23 protein-coding genes and 1 tRNA gene are annotated in these 25,663 nt (G+C 65.0%); 10 read left to right on the top strand and 14 right to left on the bottom strand.

Translation table 11 applies throughout. The features are described from left to right. Positions 1 to 140: 140 nt before the first annotated feature. From mraZ to dinB, 3 genes are all read right to left on the bottom strand, one after another. Entirely contained in the window at positions 141 to 569 is a 429-nt protein-coding gene (mraZ, locus tag FBY31_RS00435) for a division/cell wall cluster transcriptional repressor MraZ (protein WP_142035522.1), read from the bottom strand. A 383-nt stretch (positions 570 to 952) separates the two neighbouring features. Beyond that, positions 953 to 1,327: a DUF3040 domain-containing protein gene (locus FBY31_RS00430; RefSeq protein WP_142035519.1), complete on the bottom strand. Its 375-nt coding sequence runs from the start codon at positions 1,325 to 1,327 to the stop codon at positions 953 to 955. Between the two features lie 287 nt (positions 1,328 to 1,614). Then, positions 1,615 to 2,838, bottom strand: a complete 1,224-nt coding sequence (gene dinB / locus FBY31_RS00425) for a DNA polymerase IV (RefSeq protein WP_142035516.1) — start codon at positions 2,836 to 2,838, stop codon at positions 1,615 to 1,617. Positions 2,839 to 2,912: 74 nt separating this feature from the next. On the opposite strand from dinB, the gene FBY31_RS00420 reads away from it, so the two are divergent. After that, positions 2,913 to 3,440, top strand: coding sequence for a hypothetical protein (locus FBY31_RS00420; RefSeq protein ID WP_142035513.1), 528 nt, complete (start codon positions 2,913 to 2,915; stop codon positions 3,438 to 3,440). Next, the gene (locus FBY31_RS00415; RefSeq protein WP_142035510.1) at positions 3,437 to 4,531 is read left to right on the top strand and encodes a polyprenyl synthetase family protein; all 1,095 of its coding nucleotides are present in this window, start codon (positions 3,437 to 3,439) and stop codon (positions 4,529 to 4,531) included. The genes FBY31_RS00420 and FBY31_RS00415 overlap by 4 nt, the downstream gene beginning before the upstream one ends. A gap of 22 nt (positions 4,532 to 4,553) precedes the next feature. On the opposite strand, the gene FBY31_RS00410 is transcribed toward FBY31_RS00415, so the two are convergent. Further along, positions 4,554 to 4,907, bottom strand: coding sequence for an Rv2175c family DNA-binding protein (locus FBY31_RS00410; protein ID WP_200833281.1), 354 nt, complete (start codon positions 4,905 to 4,907; stop codon positions 4,554 to 4,556). A 241-nt stretch (positions 4,908 to 5,148) separates the two neighbouring features. On the opposite strand from FBY31_RS00410, the gene FBY31_RS00405 reads away from it, so the two are divergent. Together FBY31_RS00405 and FBY31_RS00400 are read left to right on the top strand one after the other, a co-directional pair. Beyond that, a complete protein-coding gene (locus FBY31_RS00405; protein WP_142035507.1) occupies positions 5,149 to 6,531 on the top strand; it encodes a lytic transglycosylase domain-containing protein in 1,383 nt (460 codons plus the stop codon). 104 nt (positions 6,532 to 6,635) lie between these two features. After that, positions 6,636 to 8,720 carry a Stk1 family PASTA domain-containing Ser/Thr kinase gene (locus FBY31_RS00400; RefSeq protein WP_142035504.1) on the top strand — a complete coding sequence of 695 codons (2,085 nt, stop codon included), beginning with the start codon at positions 6,636 to 6,638 and terminating at the stop codon, positions 8,718 to 8,720. A 34-nt stretch (positions 8,721 to 8,754) separates the two neighbouring features. Here FBY31_RS00400 and FBY31_RS00395 read toward each other — a convergent pair whose 3' ends face one another. Together FBY31_RS00395 and FBY31_RS00390 are read right to left on the bottom strand one after the other, a co-directional pair. Next, positions 8,755 to 10,146: a class II 3-deoxy-7-phosphoheptulonate synthase gene (locus tag FBY31_RS00395; RefSeq protein WP_142035501.1), complete on the bottom strand. Its 1,392-nt coding sequence runs from the start codon at positions 10,144 to 10,146 to the stop codon at positions 8,755 to 8,757. 132 nt (positions 10,147 to 10,278) lie between these two features. Continuing rightward, on the bottom strand, positions 10,279 to 11,145 hold the full coding sequence (locus FBY31_RS00390) for a lysophospholipid acyltransferase family protein (RefSeq protein WP_235012855.1): 867 nt from the start codon (positions 11,143 to 11,145) through the stop codon (positions 10,279 to 10,281). A gap of 111 nt (positions 11,146 to 11,256) precedes the next feature. Here FBY31_RS00390 and FBY31_RS00385 point away from each other — a divergent pair, with 111 nt between their 5' ends. The 3 genes from FBY31_RS00385 to FBY31_RS00375 are packed head-to-tail and all read left to right on the top strand — an operon-like array spanning position 11,257 to position 13,416. Further along, a complete protein-coding gene (locus tag FBY31_RS00385; RefSeq protein ID WP_142035498.1) occupies positions 11,257 to 12,045 on the top strand; it encodes an alpha/beta hydrolase in 789 nt (262 codons plus the stop codon). Further along, complete coding sequence (locus FBY31_RS00380; protein WP_142035495.1) at positions 12,042 to 12,857, top strand: alpha/beta hydrolase; 816 nt, start codon at positions 12,042 to 12,044, stop codon at positions 12,855 to 12,857. The genes FBY31_RS00385 and FBY31_RS00380 overlap by 4 nt, the downstream gene beginning before the upstream one ends. Further along, positions 12,844 to 13,416: a hypothetical protein gene (locus tag FBY31_RS00375; protein ID WP_142035492.1), complete on the top strand. Its 573-nt coding sequence runs from the start codon at positions 12,844 to 12,846 to the stop codon at positions 13,414 to 13,416. Before FBY31_RS00380 ends, FBY31_RS00375 begins: the two co-directional genes overlap by 14 nt. 20 nt (positions 13,417 to 13,436) lie before the next feature. Here the strand turns inward: FBY31_RS00375 and FBY31_RS00370 are convergent, their stop codons facing one another. After that, entirely contained in the window at positions 13,437 to 14,441 is a 1,005-nt protein-coding gene (locus tag FBY31_RS00370) for an ROK family glucokinase (RefSeq protein WP_235012854.1), read from the bottom strand. 267 nt (positions 14,442 to 14,708) lie between these two features. Between FBY31_RS00370 and FBY31_RS00365 the strand changes: the two genes are divergently transcribed. Then, complete coding sequence (locus tag FBY31_RS00365; RefSeq protein WP_142035486.1) at positions 14,709 to 16,517, top strand: AMP-dependent synthetase/ligase; 1,809 nt, start codon at positions 14,709 to 14,711, stop codon at positions 16,515 to 16,517. Between the two features lie 222 nt (positions 16,518 to 16,739). Here the strand turns inward: FBY31_RS00365 and FBY31_RS00360 are convergent, their stop codons facing one another. Then, positions 16,740 to 20,138 (bottom strand): pyruvate carboxylase, encoded by a 3,399-nt coding sequence (locus FBY31_RS00360; protein WP_142035483.1) that lies wholly within the window; start codon positions 20,136 to 20,138, stop codon positions 16,740 to 16,742. A 301-nt stretch (positions 20,139 to 20,439) separates the two neighbouring features. Between FBY31_RS00360 and FBY31_RS00355 the strand changes: the two genes are divergently transcribed. Further along, positions 20,440 to 21,258, top strand: a complete 819-nt coding sequence (locus FBY31_RS00355; protein ID WP_142035480.1) for a ParA family protein — start codon at positions 20,440 to 20,442, stop codon at positions 21,256 to 21,258. Positions 21,259 to 21,319: 61 nt separating this feature from the next. Here the strand turns inward: FBY31_RS00355 and FBY31_RS00350 are convergent, their stop codons facing one another. The 5 genes from FBY31_RS00350 to gcvH all read right to left on the bottom strand — a co-directional run bounded on the left by FBY31_RS00350 (position 21,320) and on the right by gcvH (position 24,412). Beyond that, positions 21,320 to 21,913 (bottom strand): MerR family transcriptional regulator, encoded by a 594-nt coding sequence (locus FBY31_RS00350; RefSeq protein WP_142035477.1) that lies wholly within the window; start codon positions 21,911 to 21,913, stop codon positions 21,320 to 21,322. A 236-nt stretch (positions 21,914 to 22,149) separates the two neighbouring features. Then, on the bottom strand, positions 22,150 to 22,653 hold the full coding sequence (locus FBY31_RS00345) for a bifunctional nuclease family protein (RefSeq protein WP_013600629.1): 504 nt from the start codon (positions 22,651 to 22,653) through the stop codon (positions 22,150 to 22,152). Further along, positions 22,653 to 23,369, bottom strand: coding sequence for a transcriptional regulator FtsR (gene ftsR, locus FBY31_RS00340; RefSeq protein WP_142035474.1), 717 nt, complete (start codon positions 23,367 to 23,369; stop codon positions 22,653 to 22,655). Before ftsR ends, FBY31_RS00345 begins: the two co-directional genes overlap by 1 nt. A 23-nt stretch (positions 23,370 to 23,392) precedes the next feature. Beyond that, a complete protein-coding gene (locus tag FBY31_RS00335) occupies positions 23,393 to 23,869 on the bottom strand; it encodes an FHA domain-containing protein (protein WP_142035471.1) in 477 nt (158 codons plus the stop codon). A gap of 156 nt (positions 23,870 to 24,025) precedes the next feature. Then, a complete protein-coding gene (gcvH, locus tag FBY31_RS00330) occupies positions 24,026 to 24,412 on the bottom strand; it encodes a glycine cleavage system protein GcvH (protein WP_142035469.1) in 387 nt (128 codons plus the stop codon). 162 nt (positions 24,413 to 24,574) lie between these two features. Between gcvH and FBY31_RS00325 the strand changes: the two genes are divergently transcribed. Continuing rightward, entirely contained in the window at positions 24,575 to 25,444 is an 870-nt protein-coding gene (locus FBY31_RS00325; RefSeq protein ID WP_142035466.1) for an Fpg/Nei family DNA glycosylase, read from the top strand. Positions 25,445 to 25,584: 140 nt separating this feature from the next. On the opposite strand, the gene FBY31_RS00320 is transcribed toward FBY31_RS00325, so the two are convergent. Continuing rightward, positions 25,585 to 25,661, bottom strand: a tRNA-Pro gene (locus FBY31_RS00320). Positions 25,662 to 25,663 lie beyond the last annotated feature (2 nt).

Here is a 25,663-nt window from a genome sequence, read left to right as displayed (position 1 = left end):
CACCTGGTTGCTTCTTGGTTCGGATCCCCATCCGCGCCTACCGTCCTGCCCGCCTGGCTCCGGGGAAGTTGAGCCAGGTTGGCCGGCCGATGGGCCGGCTGGAGATCCCAACCAAGAAGATGCCCGCTGTCCTGTTCCGGTCACAAAATGCCTGCAATGGGGTCATCGGTTTCAGAGAAGGCAGTTTCCTTCTCTGCGAGGTATTCATTCCAAGCCTGGGCGTCCCAGATCTCGGCGCGGGTTCCGGCGCCAATCACAGCCAGCTCCCTCCCGAGTCCTGCGTATTCCCGGAGCGCTGGCGGAATGGTCACGCGCCCCTGCTTGTCAGGTACCTCGTCCGAGGCTCCAGAGAGAAAGACGCGGATGTAGTCCCGCGCCTGTTTCGAGGAGATTGGCGCCTCCCGCATTTGCTCGTGGACCCGGGCAAATTCCTTCTCGCTGAAGACGTAGATGCAACGTTCCTGGCCCCTGGTAAGGACCAGTCCGCTGGCAAGTTCCTCCCGGAACTTCGCGGGGAGAATGATCCGCCCCTTTTCATCCAGACGCGGCGAGTGAGTGCCCAGAAACACTGGCCCACCGCCTGTCCGATGTCAGGAACCGCACATCCCCTATGTTGCAACCACCCTCTTATGTCCTCCACATTACTCCACTTTCCCCCACAGTCAACGCGAATTCGTGCCTATTGTGCCTAATCCTTGGGGAAGGGGGCCCGAAATGGCGCGGAATTGTGCCGGTGGTGGGAAGTGGAGGACTTTCTCTGGCCAGCCCTCTGAATTCACGGACCTCCGCCCAGGCATTCGGGGGTGCTTTTGCCCTGGCGCGCGATTGGATGCCAAAAGGACCTGCTTTAAACACAAAAGACCCGCCGAAGCGGGTCTGTTTGCTGCTCTCCTACATTTGGGGAGCAAAGTGGTGGGCCGGGGGTGGAGTCCGGTTCAGCCGGCTGGGCGGTTCAGGATTCTCCCTTGCGCCTCTCATCCCAACGTTCCTCAAGGCTGCTCATAAACGAACTGCGCTGCTTACCGGCCTTGCCCGCGCCGGACTTCGAGCCCTTGGTGCCGGACGAACTGCTGCGCATTGTGGCGAAGTACACGCCGCCGCCCATCACAATAAAACCGAGCACACCGACGAGGATGCTCTGGAGGGTGACGCCGACGAGTAACAGGAAGACGCCCGCGAGCGCACAGAGGACGCCGATCACGACGTGTCTTGTCGACCACGAACGCCCGGGGTCCGACCCCATGGAATTCGCGAACTTCGGATCATCCTCGTGAAGCTGCTTCTCCAGCTGCTCAAGCAGCTTCTGTTCGTGCTCCGACAGCGGCATCACGACCTCCTTTTCTAGGCCAACGTCCGGGCTGGTCCCAGCCAGTACTTCTGCTCCAATAACGTCTGGTACGCCCTGGTGGTTCCCGTACCCGCCGGCTGTGGCGGTAAAACGAAAACCGGCATGCAGACCTGGAGCGGAAGCATGTCCGAGAGAGCCCGGCAGTAAGTCCAGTCACTCACAAACTTTGTATTTATAAGGATAGTTTGTTGAGGGCCGTTCTGAAAGACGGCAATGACTTTCGCCGGCGCTCCCGTGGAGCTGATTCGGGCCATTTAAGCAGCCCATTAGTCAGTGCCGCTGCCTGGCTCAAGGAGGCGGGCAGGAAGAACGGATTTATTGCCGAATTTGCGGGCTACTTGGTCAAGTGCCTGCTCCGCGGCCCGCCAGTTGTCATCCCGTCGGTCGATGCTTAGCTGGAGCGAGGTGGTGGCTGCGTCTTCGAGCTGTTCGGCCCGCACGCCAACCAGCCTCACTGTCATTGGCCGGTCCACCGCGTCCAGGAGCTGCAGTGCAACTCCATAGATGAGCTGGGCACTGTCTACGGGGGTCTGGACAGTCCGGCTGCGGGTGATGGTGGAAAAATCAGCGAAGCGCAGCTTCAAGGCGATGGTCCTGGCCACCATGCCCGAACTCCGCAGGCGCCCGGCCGTCCGGTGCGCGAGGCGGAGCAGTTCCCGGTGGAGGAGGGCGTCGTCCGCTGTGTCCACGGCAAACGTCTCTTCGGCACCGATGCTCTTTTCCAGCCGGACCGGCGTTACGGGACGCGGGTCTTGTCCCCAGGCCAGCTGGTGCACGTGCGCTCCTGTGGCGCCCAGCATCTTCCGAAGCGAGGAGACCGGGGTGGCGGCCACATCGGCCACGGTCCTGATACCCATTCTCGCCATGACCTCTGCGGTTTTGGCGCCTATGCCCCAGAGTGCCCCGACCGGCAGGCTGTGGAGGTAGGGCACCGTCTGGTCGGGTCCGATGAGGAGCAGTCCGTCCGGCTTGCAGCGGGTGGAGGCGATTTTGGCCACAAACTTTGTCTCCGCTATCCCCACCGAGGCCGTAATGCCCAACTCCGCAGCGACCCTGCTCCGGATCAGTTCGCCAATGACCCGGGGCGGACCCAGCCGGCGGATGGCGCCGGTTACATCCAGGAATGCCTCATCCACGCTGAGCGGCTCGACGAGTTCGGTCACGGATTCGAAGATTCCCATCAGCTGCGCCGAGACTTCGTAGTACACCTTGTGGCGCGGCTCAATGATTACCGCCTGCGGGCACATGCGCATTGCCAGGGCCATGGGCATGGCTGACTTCACGCCAAATGCCCTGGCCTCATAGGAGGCCGAGAGGACCACCGAGCGTTCCGCCGGAAAGCCAACGATGACCGGCTTACCGCGAAGCCCGGGCCGCGTGCGCAGTTCCACGGAGACGAAAAAGGCGTCCATATCCACGTGCATGATGCACTTGCGCCTGCGGACCTGGAGACCCGCTCCGGCCGGCTCGTTCGTCCCAACAGGTCCCACGGCTGCAATCCTATCGCTTTGTACTGACTAAACTGGAGGCTGAATCCGGCATCAACACCAGGAGGAAAGTCCCTGTGACGGTCATTGGAAACCTCAAGCCAGCAGCCCTGGCCGCTTTCGCTGCCGCGGCAGCATTGGCCCTCGCTGCCTGCAGCCCGACACCGTCAGGAACCCCTGGTCCCAGCGCCTCCGCTTCCTCGCCGGAAACAGGACAGTCCACCACGACAGCCTCCACCAGCCCCTCCGCTTCGCCCAACACCTCCGCCACGGTAGGGGCCGTCGTCGAAGGCTTCCCCCAGCAACTCCTGCCCCTCATGCCGGGCGCAAGCGTGGTGTCTACCAGCTTCGACAAGGCATCGGCGCCTGCCACCGCCGCCCTGGTAGCCACCATCACCGCACCCACCGCCGCCGTCCTGGACTTCTATACCAAGGAACTTGAGGCACGGGGATTCAAAGCGGTTCCGGGTGAGGCGGTGGGGGCTGTGGCCTCCAAGGATTTTGTCCGCGGGGACAACGAGACGGTCAACCTGTCCGCAGTGGAAGCGGCCGGCGTTGTGACTTTTACTATCGGCGCCAATGTGGCAGCTGAGTCAGCCAAGTGACGGTGGCGGAGCAGCTAAGGGATGAACAGGCCGGCTTTGTGGCGGCAGTAGCCGGCGAACTGACCGATTTCCTTACGTCCCGGCAATCCGTCATGTCCGCGATCTCCCCGGACATTGAGCCGATCATGGGTTCCATCTCCAACCTGGTCACGGGCGGCAAGCGGCTCAGGGCGCTGATGTGCTACTGGGGCTGGCGGGGCGCGGGGGGCGAGTCCGGCGCGCAGCAGGTGGTGACGGCGGGAGCGGCGCTGGAACTGTTCCAGGCCGCCGCGCTGATCCACGACGATATCATTGACCGCTCGGACACCCGGCGGGGCGGTCCAAGCGTCCACCGCCGCTTCAGCCAACTGCACGGCACCCATGGCTGGGCCTTGGACAGTGAGCGGTTCGGGCAGGCAGCGGCAATTCTCACCGGCGACCTGTGCTTGTCATTCAGCGAAGAGGCCTTCACGGATATTGGAGACCGGGCTGCAGCAGGCAGCCGGGCGCGGCTGATCTTCAACCTCATGCGTGCAGAGGTCATGGCGGGACAGTACCTTGACATCCTGGAAGAGGTTGCCGGGCCCGTGCGCGACCGTGCGGGTGCGGTCAGCAGGGCCCAGTCCATCATCAGGTTCAAGTCCGCCAAGTACTCCACCGAACATCCCCTGGCGTTGGGCGGCGCGCTGGCGGGAGCCTCGAACGAACTGCTCCGTGGCTATTCCGCGTTTGCCCTGCCCTTGGGCGAGGCCTTCCAGCTGCGCGACGACGTGCTCGGCGTTTTTGGTGATCCGCTCACTACCGGCAAGCCTGCCGGCGACGACCTGAGGGAGGGCAAGCGCACGGTGCTGGTGGCGCTGGCCCTGGACCAGGCCTCGGCAGCCGAATCCGCCTTTGTTGATGCCCGGCTGGGCAGCCCGGAACTCACGGACCAGGACATACGCGAGATCCGGCGGATCATCGAAGAGTCGGGCGCCCTGCAGGCCACCGAGGTCCTGATTAGTGAATTCGGCCAAGCCGCCTTCGACGCCCTGGAGATGCTGCCCTTGGACGACCTGCCAAAAACCGCACTGCGGAGGCTGGCCGAAGCAACGGTCAGCCGGGCCTCCTGATTCCGCAGTTTCGGACGGGCAATTACCAGGCCAGGGTTTGCGCCCTGCGCCTGATTTCAGTTTTGCGGCCTTCCCGCAATGCATCTATGGGACGTCCCCGCAGTGACTCGTCAGGCGTGAAAAGCCAGATGATCAGGTCCTCGTCCGAGTAGCCCGCGTCAGCAAGCACAACAATGGTGCCTTTGAGGCTGTCCACCACTTGGCCGTCCTGAATGAATTCAGCCGGGACTGAACGGATATTCCGCTCCCCCACCCGCACAGCCGCCAATGCCCGTTCTTCAATCAGGCTGTGGACTCTGGTAATGGAAACGCCCAATAAACGGGCGACGTCAGGCAGGGGCAACCATTCGCCCACGAGGTTTTGTACATTACTCACGGATCAAGGTTGCCATGCTGCCCGCCGTGGCGCCTAGTCGGAAATAATTGCGCGGGCTCCTCACGTGCGGACACTCCGTAAATTCTTCTATGCCGGGAATGCGTGAATTGTTGTGCTAACTGCGAATCCGTGAGAGATTCACATACATCACTTTCGTAACAGAAATAACAGCAGTAACAGTAGTATCGAGTAACAGCGGCATCCCCGTCCGCGCCCGCAGTTGAGAAGAGGATCCCTTCACATGACGATGTCCCGCTCGCCCAAGCAGCCCCAGAAGCCGAGCCTGCCCATGATTGCTGCCACAACGGCGGCGCTGCCAGCGGTCGTATTGTCGTCTTTAGCCCTCGCCCAACCCGCCGCTGCCCAGCAGCCCGCGCGTGCAATCCCGGCCACCCTCGCAGCGGCCATGAAGGCCCAGGCGGCGCAAGCGACGGCAGCCATGATCCCGTCGTCCTCTGTTTCCACCACCATCCCTGCCGCGTTCAAGCCGGCACAGCCGGCCGCGCCCGCGGAATACACCATTGCCAGGGGCGACACCATCAGTGCCATCGCAGGCAGGTTCGGGCTGAACACCGGCGAAATCCTGACGCTGAACAACCTCCAGGCCAACACGATCATCCACCCCGGACAAAAGATCAATCTGTCGGGTTCGCCCACAGGCCCGGCGGCTCCCGCTGCAAACCCGGCACCTGCCGCTCCCGAGAGTACGGGGACGGGCGCCACCTACACCGTGAAGCCCGGCGATACGCTGGGGGCCATTGCGGCGAAGCATAACGTGAGCCTTTCGGACGTTTTCGCCTGGAACAACCTCAACATGCGTTCCATCATTCACCCCGGGCAGAAAGTTAAAGTAGGTGCGGGCGATGCGGCTCCGGCCGCGGCAGCACCTGCTCCAGCACTGGCCAACGCTTCTGCCACCCCGGCCAGCCCCGCCGCCCCCGCGCCGGCAACGGGCTCCTACTCTGTTAAGGCCGGCGACACCCTGTCCGCCATCGCTTCCCGCCACGGAGTCAAGCTTTCGGAGCTCCTCTCGGCCAACCAACTGAGCCTTACCTCGGTGATCTACCCGGGCAACAAGCTGGCAATCCCGGGCGCTGCAGGCCAACCGGCCCCACAACCGGCAGCGTCCGTTACGCCGTTGGTTCCCAGTTCCTTCCTCGGGTTCAGCTATCCCGCAGCCGTGGTGAGCTCGGCCAACGAAAACAAGGCGCTCCTAAATGCTTCCCCCGTTCCCTCCCGGGAGCAGATGAAGGCGGTTGTGGCTGACACGGCGCGGGCGATGGGGGTAGAGCCCTCGCTTGCCCTCGCCTTTGCCTACCAGGAATCAGGGTTCAACCAGCGCGCGGTTTCCCCCGCCAACGCGATCGGGACCATGCAGGTCATTCCCAGCTCGGGCCAGTGGGCCTCCGACCTGGTGGGACGGAAGCTGAACCTCCTGGACCCCTATGACAATGCAACTGCCGGTGTGGCGATCATCCGCCAGCTCCTGGCCACCAGCAAGGACCGGGACACGGCCATCGCCGGGTACTACCAGGGCCAGTACTCGGTGGGCAAGTACGGCATGTACGACGACACCAAGGCGTACGTCGAAGCCATCAAGGCGCACCAAAAGAACTTCGGCTGAGGCCGCGCCTGCCGCCTGCTGAACCGGGCCTGCGGAGGGACATCGGCACGGGTCCGCACCGGTAGGGGTTCGGACCCGTTTCATTGCTGGACTACGATCGTAGGGTGCAGGAACACGTGTCAGACCCGCTGGTAGGAACCCTGGTGGACAACCGGTACGCCGTGCGGTCAAGGCTGGCGCGTGGCGGCATGTCCACCGTTTACGTTGCCACTGACCAGCGGCTGGACCGGGATGTGGCCCTGAAAGTGCTGCACCCGCACCTTGCCGCGGATGAGAGCTTCCTGGGCAGGCTGGGCCGTGAAGCGAAGGCCGCGGCCAGGCTGTCGCACCCCCACGTGGTGGGTGTGCTGGACCAGGGCGCTGATGACCACACCGCTTACCTGGTGATGGAGTACATCAAGGGCCACACGCTGCGCGATGTCATTAACGCCAAAGGGGCACTTCCGCCCAGGCTTGCTCTTGCGCTGATCGATCCCGTGGTGGAAGGCCTCGGAGCCGCCCACGCCGCCGGTTTCATCCACCGCGACGTCAAACCCGAAAACGTCCTGATAGCGGACGACGGCCGGATCAAGATCGGCGACTTCGGATTGGCGCGCGCTGTCACCACGTCCACGAGCACGGGAGCCTTGCTCGGAACCGTCGCCTATCTGTCGCCTGAACTTGTCCTGGGCAAGCCCGCTGACGCACGGAGCGATGTGTACTCAGTGGGCATCATGCTTTACGAAATGCTCACCGGCCAGCAGCCGTTCACAGGCGAGGTCCCCATCCAGGTGGCGTACCAGCACGTCAACGGGGCGGTGGGCCCTCCCTCGGTCCTGGTGCCCGGCCTCGCCGCCGAAGTGGACGAACTGGTGCAATGGTGCACCGCCAACGATCCCGAGAACCGGCCGATCGACGGGAATGCGCTGCTTCAGGAACTGCGGCATATCAGGACCAACCTCAGCGACCGGGAACTGGACCTGCAGCCACCGCCGGCTGCAGGGATGGAATCGCAAAGCCACACGGAAGTCATAGCCCGCACCAACAATCCGACCAGCGTTATGCCTTTCGGGCGGCCCCCCGCACCCGTTCACAACCCACTGCAGACCCAGGCCGGCCCGCGCGCCGGCCAGGATGTAGTCCCGGCCCCCACCGGCACGCGGCACAACCTCACTCCCGCGGACTCTGACGATGACCAGGCCTGGACTCCGGCGCCCGCCGCCCGAGTGAGCAAAAGGGCGCAGCGGAAGGCCGCGACGGAAGACCGGAAGGCCCGCGAGCGGGCCGCCGCCGTCCCGGTCCGGAGTCTCCGCGAGGGCAGCGCGCGCCGCCGCGGACTCCTGTGGGTTGTGGTCCTGGTCATTGCCGCGCTCCTGGCCACCGGCGCCGGCTGGTTCTTCGGCATGGGCCCCGGCTCTGCTGCGGCCATCCCGGAGGTAGCCAACAAGACTGTGGCGGAGGCCCAGGAGCTCCTCAGCAAGGCCGGATTCCGGTCCACCACCAGCGATGTCTTTGACGACGACGTGCCTGGTGGGCTGGTGGTGGGAACGGAGCCGCCAGCCGGTTCGGAGGTCCGGAAATTCCAGCCGGTCTCCCTGCATGTGTCCAAGGGACCGCAGCTCTTCCCACTGCCGAAGCTGGCCGGAGGCACCCTTGAGGAAGCCAAGACGGGCCTCAACGCAGCCGAGATGGCTTTGGGAAAGATTACGGAGCAGTTCCACGAAACGGCAGCGGCAGGCGTCGTCCTCTCGCAGGATCCCGCTCCGGGAACGCCCGCACGGCGTGGAACTCCTGTCAGCCTGGTGGTATCCAAAGGACCCGAGCCGATTCCGGTGCCCAACGTGGTAGGGCGGGAAGAGGACGAAGCCGTGGACGCCATCGAGGCAGCCGGGCTGAAGGCTGACGTGGCACGCGAGGAGGTCTTCGACAAGAACGTTCCCAAGGGCGCCGTGGTGAGCCAGTCGCCCGCGAACGGGACACTCACCCGGGGCGGCACCGTTACCCTGACCATCTCGAAGGGCCCACGGATGGTGGAAGTGCCGAGCTTCATCGGAAAGCAGGCCGCCGAGGCCAGGAAGGCCCTCGAAGGCCTTGGCTTCCAGGTGAAGGTCAACAACATCCTGGGCGGCTTCTTCGGCACAGTGCGGGACCAGGATCCGGTAGACACCAAAGTACCTGAAGGTTCAGTCATCACCCTGACGGTGGTGTAGGCGGCCCTGCCGCCCACACCACCACTCGCGAAAATCAGTGCTTGGCGAGGGCTCCCGCCACCAGGAAGGCCATCTCCAGGGACTGCATGTGGTTCAGGCGGGGATCGCAGACTGACTCGTAGCGGTCCAGGAAAGCTTCCTGGTCGACGGGGTCCGCCCCGCCGAGGCATTCGGCAACGTCGTCGCCCGTCATTTCCACATGAAGGCCGCCCGGAACCGTGCCCAGGGCGTGGTGCACCTCGAAGAAGCCGCGAACTTCGTCGATGACGTCGTCGAAGTTGCGGGTCTTGTAGCCGTTCGGGGACGTGACGGTGTTCCCATGCATGGGGTCGGTGACCCAGAGCACCTGCGCACCTGAGGCAGTGACCTTCTCAACGACGGCGGGCAGCTTCGCGCGGATGTTGCCGGCACCCATACGGGTAATGAAGGTCAGGCGGCCGGGTTCGCGCTCCGGGTCCAGCTTGTCAATCAGGCGGAGGGCGTCGTCGCCGGTGGTGGACGGACCCAGCTTCACGCCGATGGGGTTCCGCACGCGGGACAGGAAATCAACGTGGGCGTGGTCCAGTTCGCGGGTCCGCTCGCCGATCCAGAGGAAGTGCGCGGAGGTGTCGTACGGGAAGCCGGTGCGGGAGTCGATGCGCGTGAGGGCACGCTCGTAATCCAGCAGGAGCGCCTCGTGGCTGGCGAAGAATTCAACCCGCTTCAGCGCTTCGAAGTCAGCCCCGCAGGAGTCCATGAACTTGATGGCCCTGTCGATGTCCCGTGCCAGGGACTCGTAGCGGGCGTGCGCCGGGTTTTCGGTGAAACCCTTGTTCCACTGGTGTACCGAGCGCAGGTCCGCGAACCCGCCCTGGGTGAACGCGCGGATGAGGTTAAGCGTAGAAGCTGACGTGTGGTAGGCCCGAAGCATGCGGGCGGCGTCGTGGCCGCGGGACTCAGGGGTGAAGTCGTAGCCGTTGACGATGTCGCCACGGTAGGCGGGAAGCGTCACGCCGTCACGGGTTTCATCGTTGGACGAGCGCGGCTTGGCAAACTGGCCGGCCATCCGGCCCATCTTGATGACGGGCATGGCGGCACCATAAGTCAGGACCACCGCCATCTGGAGAATGGTCTTGACGCGGGCACTGATCTTGTCCGCAGTGGCCGCTTCGAAGGTCTCGGCGCAGTCACCGCCCTGGAGCAGGAATGCCTTCCCCTGGGCAGCGGCGGCCAGCCGTTCGCGCAGGACATCAACCTCGCCGGCGAACACCAGAGGAGGAAGGACGGAGAGTTCCTTTACCGAGGCATCAAACACCTCCCGGTCCTGCCAGCTGGGCTGCTGGGAAATGGGAAGGTCCCGCCAATTGTCGAGTCCGGGATAGTTGGCCGCTCCGCTCTGGGCGGTACTGGACAGCGAGAAGGCAGGTTTTGCAGATAGCTCAGTCACCCTCTAAGACTAACGGCAGCGCCGGGCCGCCGGACACCGCAGCGTCACGCGTCCGGGACAGGCCGTCACAGACATCGGCCGTGCAGTCCAGAGGCACCGGTGACGGCCGGCTGTCCAGTCAGGTGACCTTTGTCAGACAGCCGCGGCAGCCCCGCCGTCGTCCTCCTGCTTTGCTGCGTTCTCCCGCTTCGCCGCTTCCTGCTGATTTGCGTGGTCCTGCTGCTGTTCCCGGGCACCGCCATTGCCCGTCCGGGCCTGGCCGCCCTGAACGGGTGCCGGGGATGCGGGCCGTTCAGCGGCTCCACCGGGGCGGGCGGGCTGGCCTGAAAGCCGGAGCTTCACCACGGCCGCATATTCGTCCACGTATTCCTGCCCCGAGAGCCGCATCAGCTCGAACATGATTTCGTCCGTGACCTGCCTCTGGACAATCCGGTCCTCGGCCTGGTCGCGGTACTTGCTGAAGTCCAGTGGTTCGCCGAAGATCATGCCGATCCGGCGGATGTTCGGGAGCCGCTTTCCTATCGGCTGCACTTTGTCCGTGCCGATCATGGCCACCGGAATCACGGGCACACCCGCCTTAAGGGCAAGCCTGGCCACGCCCACCTTTCCCCGGTAGAGGCGCGAATCGGGGCTCCGCGTGCCCTCCGGGTAAATTCCCAGCAGCCCGCCGTGCGAGAGGACTTCCATCCCCGCGCCGAGTGATGCCTCTGAGGCGGCGCCGCCGGACCGGTCCATGGGCAGCTGGTTGGTCAGCCGGAAGAACAGAGCGGTCAACCTTCCCTTGATCCCCGTGCCGGTGAAGTACTCGGATTTCGCCAGGAACACCACGGGACGGCGGACCATCAGCGGCATAAAGATCGAGTCGGAAAACGAGAGGTGGTTGGAGGCGATGATTGCTGGACCGTTTGCGGGAATGTTATCCAGGCCCTTGACCCAGGGACGGAAAAGCAGCTTCAGCACCGGACCGAGAAAGATCCTTTTCATGACCCAATAGAACACGTGCGAAACCCCTCCGGAAGGCAGCCTCCACGCCCTGCGTCGGGCCTGGTCGGCGGTTCAATGAAACCCTACTCTAGTGAGATTTGCCCGGAACAGTGACACGATGGAGTCATGAGCGAAAGCAGCATCCCGTCCCGTCCTGCCGCTTTCAGCTATCCCGGCCATGGAGCCAACGCGCGGATCGGCGTGGCCATCTGCCACGGCTTTACCGGAAGCCCGCTGAGTGTATTGCCGTGGGCGCAGCACCTCGCCTCCGAAGGGTACGCAGTGACCGTTCCCCTGCTGCCCGGCCACGGCACTGACTGGCGCCAGCTTGCCCGGACGCGGTGGACCGACTGGTACAGCAGTTTCGAAACCGCCTACCTCGACCTTGCGGAGCGCACCGAAACATGTTTTGTTGCCGGGTTGTCCATGGGCGGAGCCGTCGCCCTGCTCACTGCCTCCCGGCACCCGGTGGCAGGCGTCTCCGTGGTCAACCCCGGCCTCAGCTTCTACGACCGGCGGATCCGGGTCATCGGCGTGCTCAAGTATTTCCAGCGAACAACCATGCCCATCCAGGAGGAGCAGGCTACCGCAGCCGTCACTGAGGATGGGGACTATTCGCTCACTCCCCTGTCTGCGGTGCACGAATTAAAGAAACTGTTTGGCGCAGCCCTCCGGGGCCTGACCCGCATCACGGCTCCGGTGCAGGTGTTCAAGTCCCGCACGGACGCAGTGGTCCCGCCCACCTCATTGGCCATGCTGCGAAACCGCCTTGGCGCCCACCTTACTGAGGTAGTCGACCTTGCCAGCAGCGGCCATGTAGCTACGCTGGACGTGGATGCGCCGGAGATCTTCGCGAAATCCAGTGCCTTTTTCCGCACCCATGCCCGCCAAACCACCTCAATGGAGACCCCATGACCTCCAGTCCGGACCACAGCCCCTTCAGCAGTCCGTTCAGTGGCGACGGGCCGAGGATCGGGGTGGTCCTCTCACATGGGTTCACTGCAAGCCCCCATGGCCTGCGTTCCTGGGCCCAGGCCTTCGCCGCCGCCGGCTTCGCTGTCCGCATGCCCCTGCTGCCTGGACACGGCACCAGCTGGCAGGAACTCGCACGGACCCGGTGGCAGCAGTGGCACGGCGCCCTTGATGACGCCTACCTGGAGCTGGACGCAGACTGCGACTACGTCTTCTCGGCAGGCCTGAGCATGGGCGGAGCACTCGCCTTGCGGATCGCCGCCACCCGCCCCGTGGCCGGGGTGGTTCTGGTGAATCCGGGCCTGGTGATTGACGACCCCCGCGCGCCGCTCGCTGGGATCCTGAAGCTGGTCATGAAAAGCACGCCCGCCATCGCCAACGACATCCTCAAGGAAGGCATGGACGAAGGAGCCTACCCCCGCACCCCGGTAGCCGCCGCGCACGAGCTCAACAAGATGTTCAAGGACACCATCAGGATCCTGCCCAGGGTCACCGCGCCCGTCCGGGTCTATCGGTCCACCATTGACCACGTGGTGTCCGATTCCAGCATCATGGCGCTCCGCCGCGGCCTCACCCACGCGCCCGTGGAGCTTGTCCGGCTGGAAAACAGCTACCACGTGGCCACCATGGACAACGACGCGGAACGGATCTTCCGGGATTCGGTGGACTTCATCCGCAGCGCAGTCTCCCCGGCCGGTCCTGCATCCGCCTTTCCCGCAATATCCGGCCAGGAGGTCTCCCATGAACAGGCCTGACCCCGGCTCACCGGATCAGGGGGCCAACCAGGACGACGCTGCCTGGCTTGACCTGGTGGCCCGGCTTGAAGGGAACTCCCCCACCGAGCACGACGAACCGGCAACAGAGCAGAAGCCCGGGGCGGCTGGCGGCGCACCTGCCGCGTCGGGACGGGCGGCAACCTTTCGGGACTTCGACCCGCTGGGCCTTGCGGGAGCTGCCCCCGCCGAACTGTCTGCCGCAGACCGGCAGGAAGCCTCCAGCGCCGGCCGGAACCCCAACGCCCCTGCCGCGGACGGCAACGCAGCGGGGCCGCGCGATTATGATGCGCCGGAGGATGGGGGCGAGTTCATCCCCGAGGAACCACCCAGCCTCGCCGGCACCGATCCGTTGACGATGCTGGCATGGCTCGCCGCGGTGGGCGGGCCTGTAGCCCTGCTGTTCTCGGCCATGTTCTGGCGCTCGGCGCCGCTGCTGGCCATTGTGGGAATCGTGGCTGTGTTTGTCCTGGGCACCGTCTACCTGATCACGAAGCTTCCCCAGGAAAAAGACGACAACGACGACGGCGCCCGGGTTTAGCGCCGTCCGCCGCCATTACTTCAGCCGCGCAGCCTGCTGCTGACCCGGGAGAGGTCCGCCGCGCCGATCAGGCCGGCGTTCGGCCCCAGTGCTGCCAACTCAATGGCGGCTGCCGGCCGGAAGCCCCGGCCGGTCAGGTTCCGGGCAAATGCTTTCCGGGCAGGCTCCACCAAGAGGTTTCCGGCGGAACACAGGCCGCCGCCGATGACGAACAGACCGGGATCCAGCGCCGCCGCCAGGTTGGCAAGCCCCAGCCCAAGCCACTCGCCCACCTCGTCAAGGAGTTCACGCGAGGCGGCGTCACCGGCGAGGGCAAGTTCGGTGACGGTGGTCCCGGTGATCGTCTCGGAACGTCCGCCCACGGCTGCCAGGAGTTCCTGCGCCACCGGCGAGTTTGCCCGCGCGAGGATCCGTGCTTCCCGTCCCAGCGCGTTACCGGAGGCGTACTGCTCCCAGCAGCCCCGGTTGCCGCACTCGCACCGGTGCCCACCGGGCATGATGATCTGGTGGCCGAACTCGCCGGCTACGCCGAACCTGCCGCGTTCCACCCGGCCGTCCATCACCATGGCGCCGCCGATTCCCGTGCCCAGGGTGATGCAGACCAGCCGGTCTTCACCCTGCCCGGCACCAAAGCGCCATTCCGCCCAGGCCGCGGCGTCTGCATCATTGGCAAGCAGGACGGGACGGCGCAGCAGTTTTTGCAGGTTGTCCCGCAGCGGCTCATTCCGCCAGGCCAGGTGGGGACTGAAAAGCACCGTGCCGCCGTCGAGGTCCATCCACCCGGCGGCACCGATCCCCACGGACCAGATCCGGTGCCCGCGGCCCAGCTCTTCGACGAGTTCGACAATGACCTGTTCTACTGCCCGCGGATCCGTCCCGGGCGTGGAACGGCGGGCCTCGCTGAGAATCCTGCCCTCGGCATCCACCACGCCCGCAGCAACCTTGGTGCCACCGATGTCGATGCCGATGGCGAGGCCCCTCCGGCCGAGGCGCAGGTGCTCGCGGAAGCTTTCGCCGTGCCGCATACGTGCCCGGCTGGGGGTTGGCCGCCGCCGCCATGGAACGGGTCGTCGCAGGGGGCCGGCCTGTTCGCCGGGAGGCGGTGCATACATAGTCACCCATTCTAGGCGGGCGCCTCACGGAGAGGGGGCCGCCCTTGCCCGCATGTCCCTGTCCGCGGCATTGACGCCTAAGTTACCGACCAGTAGCTTTAGATACTGCACGGCCCCGGTACAGGCGTACTAGTCTTTAGGCATACCCTGCCCGGGTCTTCGGATATCAAAGGAGCTATAGTGCGCGAATTCAGTGTTCCGCCTCTTGTTGTTGTCCCACCGGAAACCAACATCACGGACCTGGTACTGCGGCAGGCCGCCAAGCCGAGTAACCCTTCACTGTTTTCGCGACTGGACGCAGCCGGAGGCTGGCAGGACATTTCCGCCACGGACTTCCTCGCCGATGTGACCGCTCTCGCCAAGGGTCTGATGGCCAACGGCGTTGCTGCCGGCGACCGCGTGGGGATCATGTCCCGGACCCGTTACGAGTGGGCTTTGGTGGACTTCGCCATCTGGTTTGCCGGAGCCGTGTCGGTTCCCATCTATGAGACGTCCTCCCCCTCCCAGGTGGCCTGGAACCTCGGCGACTCCGGAGCCGTGGCAGCATTCGGCGAAGCCGCCCACCACGAGGACGTGATCCGCCAGGCGGTGAACGCCGAGGGCCTCACGGCGCTCCAGCATGTATGGCAGCTCGAAGGCAAGGGGCTCGATTCGCTCCGCGAAGCCGGCCGGAATATCAGCGATGCGGACCTGGAAACGCGGCGGGCCTCAGCCAGACTGGACGACATCGCCACGATCATTTACACCTCAGGCACCACCGGACGTCCGAAAGGCTGCGAACTCACCCACGGAAACTTCGTGGAACTCTCGGAGAACGCCCTCGGCATCATCGGCGAGATCGTCCACGAGAACGCCAAAACGATCATGTTCCTGCCGTTGGCCCACGTTTTCGCCCGTTTCATCTCCGTCCTGGCCATGGCCGCCGGAACCACCGTGGCCCATACACCGGACATCAAGAACCTCCTATCCGACCTGCAGAGCTACGAGCCCACCTTCATCCTCGCCGTGCCCCGGGTATTCGAAAAGGTCTACAACTCGGCGCTGACCAAGGCCGAAGACGGTGGCAAGGGAGCGATCTTCCACCGGGCTGCCGATACCGCCATCGCCTTCTCCAAGGCACGCCAGAACGGGCGGGTGGGCCTGGGATTGAAGCTTCGCCACGCCCTCTTCGACAAACTGGTGTACGGCAAACTGCGGGCTGCGATGGGTGGCCGCGTTGCCCACGCGGTATCCGGAGGCGGGCCGCTGGGCGAACGCCTGGGCCATTTCTTCCAGGGCATCGGCCTGCAGGTGCTTGAAGGTTACGGCCTGACCGAAACCACAGCCCCCATCTCCGTCAACACACCGTCGCTGATCAAGATCGGCTCCGTGGGTAAACCGCTGCCGGGGAACGCCGTCAGGATCGCCGAGGACGGCGAGATCCTGGCCAAGGGCGTCTGCGTAATGCGCGGCTACTACCGGCGCGAGGACCTCACCGGCGAAACGTTCGACGACGGCTGGTTCCGTACCGGCGACGTCGGCCGCCTCGACGAGGACGGTTTCGTCTGGATCACCGGCCGGAAGAAGGAGATCATTGTCACCGCGAGCGGCAAGAACGTGGTCCCCGCGCTGCTGGAGGACCAGATCCGGGCCGACGCCCTGGTCTCCCAGGTGCTGGTGGTGGGTGACAACAGACCCTTCATCGGGGCCCTCGTCACCCTCGACCAGGAGGCCCTGCCCGGCTGGCTGCAGCGCCACGGGCTTCCGGCGGACACCACCCTGGAAGCCGCCGCCTCGAACCCGGTAGTGAAGGCAGCAGTGCAGGACCTGGTCACCGCAGCAAATGCATCTGTTTCCCAGGCCGAGGCCATCAAGTCCTTCCGCATTGTCCCTGCAGACTTCACCGAAGCTTCCGGGCACCTGACACCGTCCATGAAGGTCAAGCGCGCCCAGGTGATGAAGGACTTTGAAACGGTGATCGAGGACATGTACGCAGCGCCGCGCCCGTAGGCCGTCCGCTGACGAGGCGGTCCCCGATCCTCTGCGTGCTATTCCCCGCGCCCCGCTAAGGCCGCTTCGCGGCGAGCAGGGGCGCGGGGCCCCTTTTACGCACGCTGCCGGACCGGGACCGCCTGTACACGCTGTGGGGCCAGTCGGTGGCTGAGGCGGCAAACGCAACGAGAGGGTCCTCCTGACGGGGGACCCTCTCGTTGTATGACTAGCCCAGTGGCTCTACTGCTCCACCACCAGCAGCAGGTCTCCACCCTGCACCGGCTCCACCGCGGAGATGGCGAGCCGGGAAACCTTGCCGGCTACGGGCGTCGTGATGGATGCCTCCATCTTCATTGCCTCAATGGTTGCCACGGTGTCGCCCGCCTTGACCTCGTCACCGGGCTTGACCGTGACCGTCACGGCACCGGCGAACGGGGCTGCCACGTGGCCCGGCTGGCCGGGGTCTGCCTTCTCGGCCGCCTTGACGTTGCTGACCACGGAACGGTCGCGGACCACCACTGGACGGGACTGGCCGTTCAGGGTGCACATGACCGTGCGCATGCCCTTTTCGTCGGGTTCGGACACGGCTTCGAGGGACGCGATCAGCCGGACGCCCTTCTCCAGCTGGATCTCGTGCTCCTTGCCGCGCTGGAGGCCGTACAGGTAGTCGCGGGTATCCAGCACCGAGATGTTGCCGTAGGTCTCCACGCTCTTCAGGTAGTCCTTGGTGGGGCCATCGAAAAGCAGCCGGTTCAGGGTGTGCTGGCGGGTCTTCGAATCGGACTTCAGGGCAGCGCTGTCTTCGGCGCTGAGCTCCACGTCCCGGACCTTCACGCTGCGGCCCTGGAGGGCTTTGGTGCGGAAGGGCTCGGGCCAGCCGCCGGGAGGGTCACCGAGTTCGCCGGACAGGAATCCGATGACCGAATCGGGGATGTCGTAGTTCTGCGGGTTCTCGTTGAAGTCCGCCGGGTCTGCGTTCAGGCCCACCAGGTGCAGGGCGAGGTCGCCCACCACCTTCGAGGACGGCGTGACCTTGACCAGGTGGCCCAGGATACGGTCCGCTGCGGTGTACATGTCCTCGATCGCTTCAAAGCGCTCCCCCAGCCCCAGTGCCATGGCCTGCTGGCGCAGGTTCGAGAGCTGCCCGCCCGGGATCTCGTGCTGGTACACCCGGCCTGTGGGACCCGGCAGCCCGGACTCGAACGGTGCGTAGACGCGGCGCACAGCTTCCCAGTACGGTTCCAGCGAGCTGACGGCTTCCAGGCTGAGGCCGGTGTCCCGCGGGGTGTGTGCCAGCGCTGCCACCAGGGCCGACGCTGACGGCTGGCTGGTGGTTCCGGCCAACGATGCCGAGGCGACGTCGACGGCGTCCACGCCGGCATCCGCGGCAGCCAGCAGGGTGGCCAGCTGGCCTCCTGCGGTGTCGTGGGTGTGCAGGTGCACCGGAAGGTCGAAGCGTTCCCGGAGCGCCGACACCAGTTTCGCAGCTGCCGCCGGGCGCAGCAGGCCGGCCATGTCCTTGATCGCCAGGATGTGGGCTCCGGCGTCAACGATCTTTTGGGCGAGCTCCAGGTAGTAGTCCAGCGTGTAGAGCTTCTCGTTGGGGTCCAGCATGTCGCCCGTGTAGCAGAGCGCCACTTCCGCCACGGCGGTGCCGGTGGCCCGCACGGCACGGATGGCCGGTGCCATCTGGCTGACATCGTTCAAGGCGTCGAAGATCCGGAAGATATCGATGCCGGTTGCCGCGGCCTCGTTAACGAAGGCTTCGGTGACCTCTTCGGGGTAGGGCGTGTACCCCACGGTGTTCCGGCCGCGCAGGAGCATCTGCAGGCAGACGTTCGGGAGCGCCTGGCGCAGGGCAGCCAGACGGTCCCAGGGATCTTCGCCCAGGAACCGCAGGGCGACGTCATACGTGGCACCGCCCCAGGCTTCAACGGACAGCAGCTCCGGCAAGAGTGCGGTGACTGCGGGGCCGGCCGCGACGAGGTCCCGGGTCCGGACGCGGGTGGCAAGCAGCGACTGGTGTGCGTCGCGGAAGGTGGTGTCCGTGACGGCCACCGCGTTCTGCTCACGAAGCGCTGTGGCGAAGCCAGCCGGCCCGAGCTCCAGGAGCTTCTGCCGCGAGCCCGGTGCCGCCGGCTGGTCCTTGACGGACGGGAGCTTGCTGGCAGGGTTCGAGTGGACGGTCAGCTCGCCGTTGGGCTTGTTGACGGTGACGTCCGCCAGCCAGGTGAGGAGCTTGGTGCCGCGGTCGGCAGAGACCCGGGCCTTGAGCAATTCCGGGCGCTCGTCGATGAAGGACGTGGCCACGTCGCCGGCGATGAAGTCGGGATCGTCAAGCACAGCCTGCAGGAAGGAGATGTTGGTGGAGACGCCGCGGATCCGGAATTCCGCGAGGGCACGGCGTGCACGTGCCACGGCGGCCGGGTAATCCCTGCCGCGGCAGGTGAGCTTAACCAGCATGGAGTCGAAGTGCGGGCTGATTTCGGCACCCGAGTAGACAGTGCCGCCGTCGAGCCGTACACCCGCACCGCCGGCGGAGCGGTAGCCGGTGATCTTTCCAACGTCAGGGCGGAAGCCATTGGCCGGGTCTTCCGTGGTGATACGGCTCTGCAGCGCGGCGCCGCGCAGCTTGACCGTGTCCTGGGAGAGGCCAAGGTCAGCCAGGGTCTCGCCCGCGGCGATGCGCATCTGCGCCTGGACGAGGTCCACGTCGGTGACCTCTTCCGTCACCGTGTGCTCCACCTGGATACGGGGGTTCATCTCGATGAAGACGTGCTGGCCCGCCCGCTCACCCACGGTGTCCACGAGGAACTCAACGGTGCCGGCGTTGACATAGTTCAGGGCCTTGGCGAACTTGACGGCGTCCCGGTACAGGGCCTGCCTGATGCCCTCGTCCAGGTTGGGAGCCGGGGCGATCTCAATCACTTTCTGGTGGCGCCGCTGGATGGAGCAATCCCGTTCAAAGAGGTGCATCACGTTGCCCTCAGCGTCGGCCAGGATCTGCACTTCGATGTGCCGCGGCCGCAGGACTGCCTGCTCGAGGAACATGGTGGGATCGCCGAACGCCGCATCGGCTTCGCGCATGGCGGATTGCAATGCCTCAGGCAGGGCTTCACGTGTGTCCACCCGGCGCATGCCGCGCCCGCCGCCACCGGCCACAGCCTTGGCGAAGATGGGGAAGCCGATTTCATCGGCCGCCGCAAGGAGCTCGTCCAGGTCCTTTGAGGGCTCACTGGACTTGAGGACCGGTACGCCGGCCTCACGGGCGGCCTTCAGTGCCGCCACTTTGTTGCCTGCCAGTTCCAGTACCTCGGCCGGCGGACCAACAAAGGTGATGCCCGCGTCCTTGGCCGCGCGGGCCAGGTCCGGGTTTTCAGAGAGGAACCCGTAGCCGGGGTAGATGGCGTCCGCGCCGGACTCCTTTGCCACCCGCACTATTTCGGCAACGTCCAGGTACGCACGGACGGGGTGGCCCTCTTCGCCAATCAGGTAGGCCTCGTCCGCCTTCTGGCGGTGGATCGAGTTCCTGTCCTCTTGGGGGAAAACAGCAACGGTCTTGGCGCCCAGCTCGTAGCCGGCGCGGAAGGCCCTGATCGCGATTTCGCCGCGGTTGGCCACCAGAACTTTGGAAAACATACTTCTCCTGCATCATTGCGGGTGGATCGGTGAGTGGTCACAGTGTCTAGGACCTGCAAGGACAAACACAAATCTTTGTGGCCACCGTCACAGATTTCCCCGTCATGTCCCGAACCCTTCAGCCGGGCCGGGCGGAAACCGCCCCCAGCAGCACAGTGGGTGCCATGCCGACGCCCGATAAAGCAGGATTCGCCGACGCGTCCACATATGATGAGTAGGGCGGCAGGACCGTCCGGCTTCGGCGCTGCCGCAGCAAACATTACCCCCAACCGGCATCCGGCGTTAGGTTTTGGTCTCTCAAGTGCAAGTAGTCAGCATCAGCAGCCTCAAGGGTGGAGTCGGCAAGACTTCCGTCACCACAGGATTGGCATCTGCCGCGCTTGCCGCAGGCGTCCGCACGCTGGTGGTGGACCTTGATCCGCACGCGGATGCGACCACCGCACTGGGCGTTCAGCCCGGCGACCAGCTCGACATTGGCAGGATGCTCAAGAACGCCCGCCGCGCCAAGCTGGCAGACAACGTTGCGGGCAGCAGCTGGACGGCGCTCGCCCACTCCAACGGCTCCGGTCCGGCGGTCCTGGATGTCGCCGTGGGCTCTGCCTATACCGGAATTTATGACCGCCCGGACCTCAGCCGCCGCGACCTCCGCCGGCTGTCCACGGTGCTGGCTGGTGCACCCGACTACCAACTGGTCCTGATCGACTGCCCGCCGTCCCTCAACGGCCTGACCCGCATGGCGTGGTCAGCCAGCGACAAGGTGGCCCTGGTTGCCGAACCGGGCTTGTTCTCCGTGGCCGGTACAGAGCGGACCATGCGGGCCATCCAGCTTTTCCGCCAAGAGTTCGCGCCCAACCTTTCACCGGCGGGCATCATCGCTAACCGGGTCCGGTCCGGTTCCTCGGAACACAGCTACCGGCTGGCCGAGATGGAATCGATGTTCGGTGAGCTCCTGCTGAGCCCGAGAATTCCCGAGCAGGCAAACTGGCAGCAGATCCAAGGCGCAGCGCACCCCGTGCACCACTGGCCGGGCGAGTCCGCAAAGTCTGCAGCCGCCCTCTTTGACGAACTGCTGGCAAATCTTATGGCGGTGGGAAGCGGCCTGCGCAGCCGGGCCAGGTAGAGAGTCAGGTTTAACGGAAGAAGCCGCTCTCCGTGGGAGAGCGGCTTCTTCCGTTAAACCGTCAGCTGATCTTGCGGGTTGCCCGCCGCTTGCTCAGTTCGTCGTCGGGAAAGGACTGCTCTGCAGCGTGCTCACTGGGCAGCGATGCCAGGCTGCCTTCCACTTCGCGCCACACGCGTCCCACGGCGATGCCGAACACACCCTGGCCGCCCTGCACCAGGTCAATCACTTCGTCCGCCGAGGTGCACTCATACACGCTGGCGCCGTCGCTCATCAGGGTGATTTGGGCGAGGTCTTCCACGCCGCGCTCACGCAGGTGCTCAACGGCCGTGCGGATCTGCTGCAGCGACACGCCGGTGTCCAGGAGGCGCTTAACCACCTTCAGCACCAGGATGTCGCGGAAGCCGTACAGGCGCTGGGACCCCGAGCCGGCGGCACCGCGGACGGCGGGCTCAACCAGCCCCGTACGTGCCCAGTAGTCCAACTGCCGGTAGGTGATGCCTGCGGCCTTGCAGGCGGTGGGACCCCGGTATCCGGCGTCCTCGTCCAGGACTGGAAGGTCTTCAGTGAACAGGAGGCCCTGGGCACCGCTCGCGGGCATAGCAACACCAGCCGTGGGCTGCTTCAGCCCGCCTGCTTCGCCTTTGGGACTCACCTGGATCCTCCTTGTCATAAGCCCCCCGTGAACTACTGCAGCGGCAGGAACAGGTACGAAGACCATGCCTGTAATTTCCGCGGGGCGCACTTCCCAGTGTGACCTGCGCGGCTGCCGTAAGCAATGGGAACTTGATACTTCGACGTTAGGCCCGCAGGGACCCAAGGTCAAAGACGTTGGCCGGTTCAAAGAGGCGTGTCGGAACTTTCATCCTCAACTTTAACCTTAACGTGACCTCAGCCGTCGAAATCCTCGGGCTCCACGTCGTCCAGGAACTCGCGGAAGCGGCGCAGTTCGCGCTCTTCGTCCACGGTGGGGCCGGGCTCCGTGTCCTCCCCCTCATCGTGCTCGGTGATCCGCACGCCGGCTTCGTCCATGACCGAGTCCGCACACCAGATGCGGCACTTGGCACGCAGGGCGATGGCGAGTGCATCGGAGGCACGGGAGCTCACGGTGGTGCCGTTCTCAAACTGGAGCTGGCCGTAGAAGATGTTGTCCTCCACCGCCACGATATTCACGCTGACCACTGAATGGCCCAGCGACTCGACTACGTCCACGAGGAGGTCGTGGGTCATGGGCCTGGGCGGAACAACCCCTTGCTGGGCGAGTGCGATGGCGCTTGCTTCCGGGGTTCCGATCCAGATGGGCACGTGGCGTTCGCCGTGCATCTCCCGCAGGAGGACCAGTGGCTGGTTGGAAGGCAGTTCGATCCGAACGCCTACGATCTCAACTTCAATCATCAGATGTCCATGCGTGAGATGTGGTCCTGCACCAGAGCCCGGTGCAGGGTAAGGCAGAGGTCGCTGATTTCACGGGCAGCCTCCGCCGCGCGCGCTTGCGAGGCGGCGTCCTTGCGCGAGGCAAGCGGCGCCACTGCACGTTCCACCAGCCCGAACTCCCGTTCGGCAGCTGCCTGGAAGGGACGCAGGTGCCGCGGTTCAAGCCCGTGGCTTTCCAGCTGCACGCAGGCCCGGGCCACCTGGAGGGCGGGCTCGTCAAACTGTCCGTTGGAGTGGCTGATGAGGCCGAAACTCAGCAGGGCCTGGAGCAGCGGGACGCTGGCACCGGACTCCGTCCGCAGCTGTTCCTCACTGAGCTTGCGCCCCCGGCTCTGCAGTTCTGCCGCCAGTTCATCCGACACGATCCGCGGCGAAACCACGACGCCGGGCGGCAGGTTTTCCGGACGCTCCCCCCTGTCAATGGCGTCAAGGTAGTCTTTGATGACTTTCAGGGGCAGGTACTGGTCCCGCTGCAAAGCCAGGACGAAGCGCAGGCGCTCCACGTCGCCGTCGGAATACTGGCGGTAACCCGCAGGGGTACGCCGGGGATTAATCAGCCCTTTTTCCTCAAGGAACCGGATTTTTGACGCTGTCATGCCCGGGAAGTCGCCGCTGAGCTGGGCGAGGACTTCGCCGATGTTCAGGACCTGCGGTCCCCGGCGTTCCGGTTGTGCCATTGCCACAGGCAGCGGTCCCCGGATCAGCCGCGGCCTGCAGCGGTGGCAGGGCTGAGGTAGAAGGTGAGGCGGAACTTGCCGATCTGGACTTCGCTGCCGGACTTGAGCTCCACGCTGTCCACGCGGTCGTGGTTGACGTAGGTGCCGTTCAGGCTGTTCTTGTCCACCACTTCGAAGCTCCGGGCAGTGCGCCGGAATTCCACGTGCCGGCGGGAGACGGTGACGTCATCGAGGAAGATGTCGGCATCGGGGTGGCGCCCGGCTGTGGTGACGTCCGAGTCGAGCAGGAAGCGGGCACCGGCGTTCGGGCCGCTGTGCGCAACGAGGAGCGCAGAACCGGCCGGCAGTGCCTCCACCGAGTTGCGCTCGTCGGATGACAACTTGGGCGCGATGGTAGGTTCATCGGTCACCGGGGTGAGATGGATCGAGGTGGTCTCCGACGCCTTGGCCGCACCAGTGCCGTATTCCCCATCGGCAGGGTTGTTTCTGTGGCCAGCCATGGACTCCTCCTCTTTCCCGATGCGGCTCTCACGCCGACATTCAACTTTTGCCCTCCGGCCTGCCCGGCAGGTCCGGACCCGGCTCCCGATCCGGCCTTTGACGTGCGAAGACGTTCCGCCTGCACTCCGGGCCGAACCGGATGCACCGGTTAGCTTTCAGCCTACCTGTTGTTCGTACTCGGATGCACTGAGCAATGACTCGACGGCGTCAGGTTCGGCCAGTTTGACCTCGATGAGCCAGCCGTCGCCGTAGGGATCGGTGTTGATCAGGGCCGAATCGGTGTCCAGGGAGTCGTTGCGGGCCACTACTTCACCGCTGACCGGGGCGTAGATATCGCTGACGCTCTTGGTGGACTCAACCTCGCCCACCACTTCGTTCGCCGTAATCTTTGTGCCGGCTTCGGGCATCTGGGCATAAACAACATCCCCGAGCGCGTCCTGGGCGAAATCGGTGATGCCCACGCGCACCACGCCGTCGCCATTGGCAGCGGATACCCACTCATGTTCGGCGGTGTAGGACAGGTCTTCGGGAATGTTGCTCATCAGGGGCCTTTCATCGGGTCGAACACCAATGTCAACGGGGCCCAAACAGGCCGCCGCTGAAAGTATAGGCACAACTGCCGGGGCCTTCGCGGGGGATTCTGACAAGATGGGACGCATGACCGCGCGCATTGTCCCCCTGCCCCGGGAAGCGGCGGGCTAGCGATGCCCGAACTCCCCGAGGTGGCCGGGCTGGCTGAATTTCTTGACAAGCATCTCCAGGGAACGTCGGTGACCAAGGTGCAGATCGTTTCCTTCGCCGTGCTCAAGACGGCGGATCCGCCGTACAACGCCCTCGAGGGCAGGACGGTGACCGGCGTGCGTCGCTTCGGCAAGTTTGTCAGCATCGACACCGGCGGGATTTCCCTGGTGTTCCATCTGGCCCGGGCCGGATGGGTGCGCTTCACGGACTCCCCCACTGATGCTCAACTGAGGATGGGCAAGGGCCACATCGCGGCCCGTTTCACTTTCGAGGGCTCGGATGGACCGCGCGGCTTCGACCTTACCGAGGCTGGAACCAAAAAGAGCCTGGCCGTCTACGTGGTACGGGATCCCCAGGACGTTCCGGGCATCGCCACCCTGGGCCCGGACCCGTTCACCGAGGCGTTCGACGCCGGCATGCTGGCGGAGATCCTCGCCGGCAGTTCACAGCAGATCAAAGGGCTCCTGAGGAGCCAGAGCGTGATAGCCGGCATTGGGAACGCCTACAGTGACGAGATCCTCCATGCAGCGCGGATCTCGCCCTTTGCCACGGCCAAATCGCTGGACCGCGGGACAACCCAGGTCCTGTACGACGCCATCCACAGCGTCCTGGGCACGGCTTTGGCGGAGGCACGCGGCAAGCCGCCGAAGGACCTGAAGGACGTCAAGCGGAGCCACATGCGGGTCCATGCCCGGACGGGTCTGCCATGTCCCGTGTGCGGGGACACCGTCCGCGAGGTTTCCTTCGCCGATACCGCGCTGCAGTACTGCCCCACCTGCCAGACGAAGGGCAAGATCCTGGCCGACCGCAGGACGTCGAAATTCCTCAAGTGATGGCGCGTTTCCCGATTCACTGCTGGAGGTGATGGCGCGTTCCCCGGATTGATGCGGGAGGTGATGGGGCGTTTTCGGGCTGGCCCCAGAGGGCAAAAAAAAAGTGGAGGCACCGGATCTCTCCGGTGCCTCCACTTCTTTGGTCGGGCTGACAGGATTTGAACCTGCGACCCCTTGACCCCCAGTCAAGTGCGCTACCAAGCTGCGCTACAGCCCGTC

Origin of the sequence: Arthrobacter sp. SLBN-100, assembly GCF_006715305.1 — a bacterium.
GTDB lineage: Bacteria > Actinomycetota > Actinomycetes > Actinomycetales > Micrococcaceae > Arthrobacter.
This window is presented reverse-complemented; position numbering and strand designations above follow the sequence as displayed.

Bases quoted from the DNA above. Each gene is read 5' to 3' on its own strand.
- ftsR (WP_142035474.1), bottom strand. From the start codon at position 23,369: ATGGCACAACCGGAACGCCGGGGACCGCAGGTCCTGAACATCGGCGAA.
- FBY31_RS00375 (WP_142035492.1), top strand. From the start codon at position 12,844: ATGAACAGGCCTGACCCCGGCTCACCGGATCAGGGGGCCAACCAGGAC.
- FBY31_RS00370 (WP_235012854.1), bottom strand. From the start codon at position 14,441: ATGCGGCACGGCGAAAGCTTCCGCGAGCACCTGCGCCTCGGCCGGAGG.
- FBY31_RS00345 (WP_013600629.1), bottom strand. From the start codon at position 22,653: ATGATTGAAGTTGAGATCGTAGGCGTTCGGATCGAACTGCCTTCCAAC.
- FBY31_RS00335 (WP_142035471.1), bottom strand. From the start codon at position 23,869: ATGGCTGGCCACAGAAACAACCCTGCCGATGGGGAATACGGCACTGGT.
- FBY31_RS00360 (WP_142035483.1), bottom strand. From the start codon at position 20,138: ATGTTTTCCAAAGTTCTGGTGGCCAACCGCGGCGAAATCGCGATCAGG.
- FBY31_RS00405 (WP_142035507.1), top strand. From the start codon at position 5,149: ATGACGATGTCCCGCTCGCCCAAGCAGCCCCAGAAGCCGAGCCTGCCC.
- FBY31_RS00385 (WP_142035498.1), top strand. From the start codon at position 11,257: ATGAGCGAAAGCAGCATCCCGTCCCGTCCTGCCGCTTTCAGCTATCCC.
- FBY31_RS00380 (WP_142035495.1), top strand. From the start codon at position 12,042: ATGACCTCCAGTCCGGACCACAGCCCCTTCAGCAGTCCGTTCAGTGGC.
- gcvH (WP_142035469.1), bottom strand. From the start codon at position 24,412: ATGAGCAACATTCCCGAAGACCTGTCCTACACCGCCGAACATGAGTGG.
- FBY31_RS00430 (WP_142035519.1), bottom strand. From the start codon at position 1,327: ATGCCGCTGTCGGAGCACGAACAGAAGCTGCTTGAGCAGCTGGAGAAG.
- FBY31_RS00325 (WP_142035466.1), top strand. From the start codon at position 24,575: ATGCCCGAACTCCCCGAGGTGGCCGGGCTGGCTGAATTTCTTGACAAG.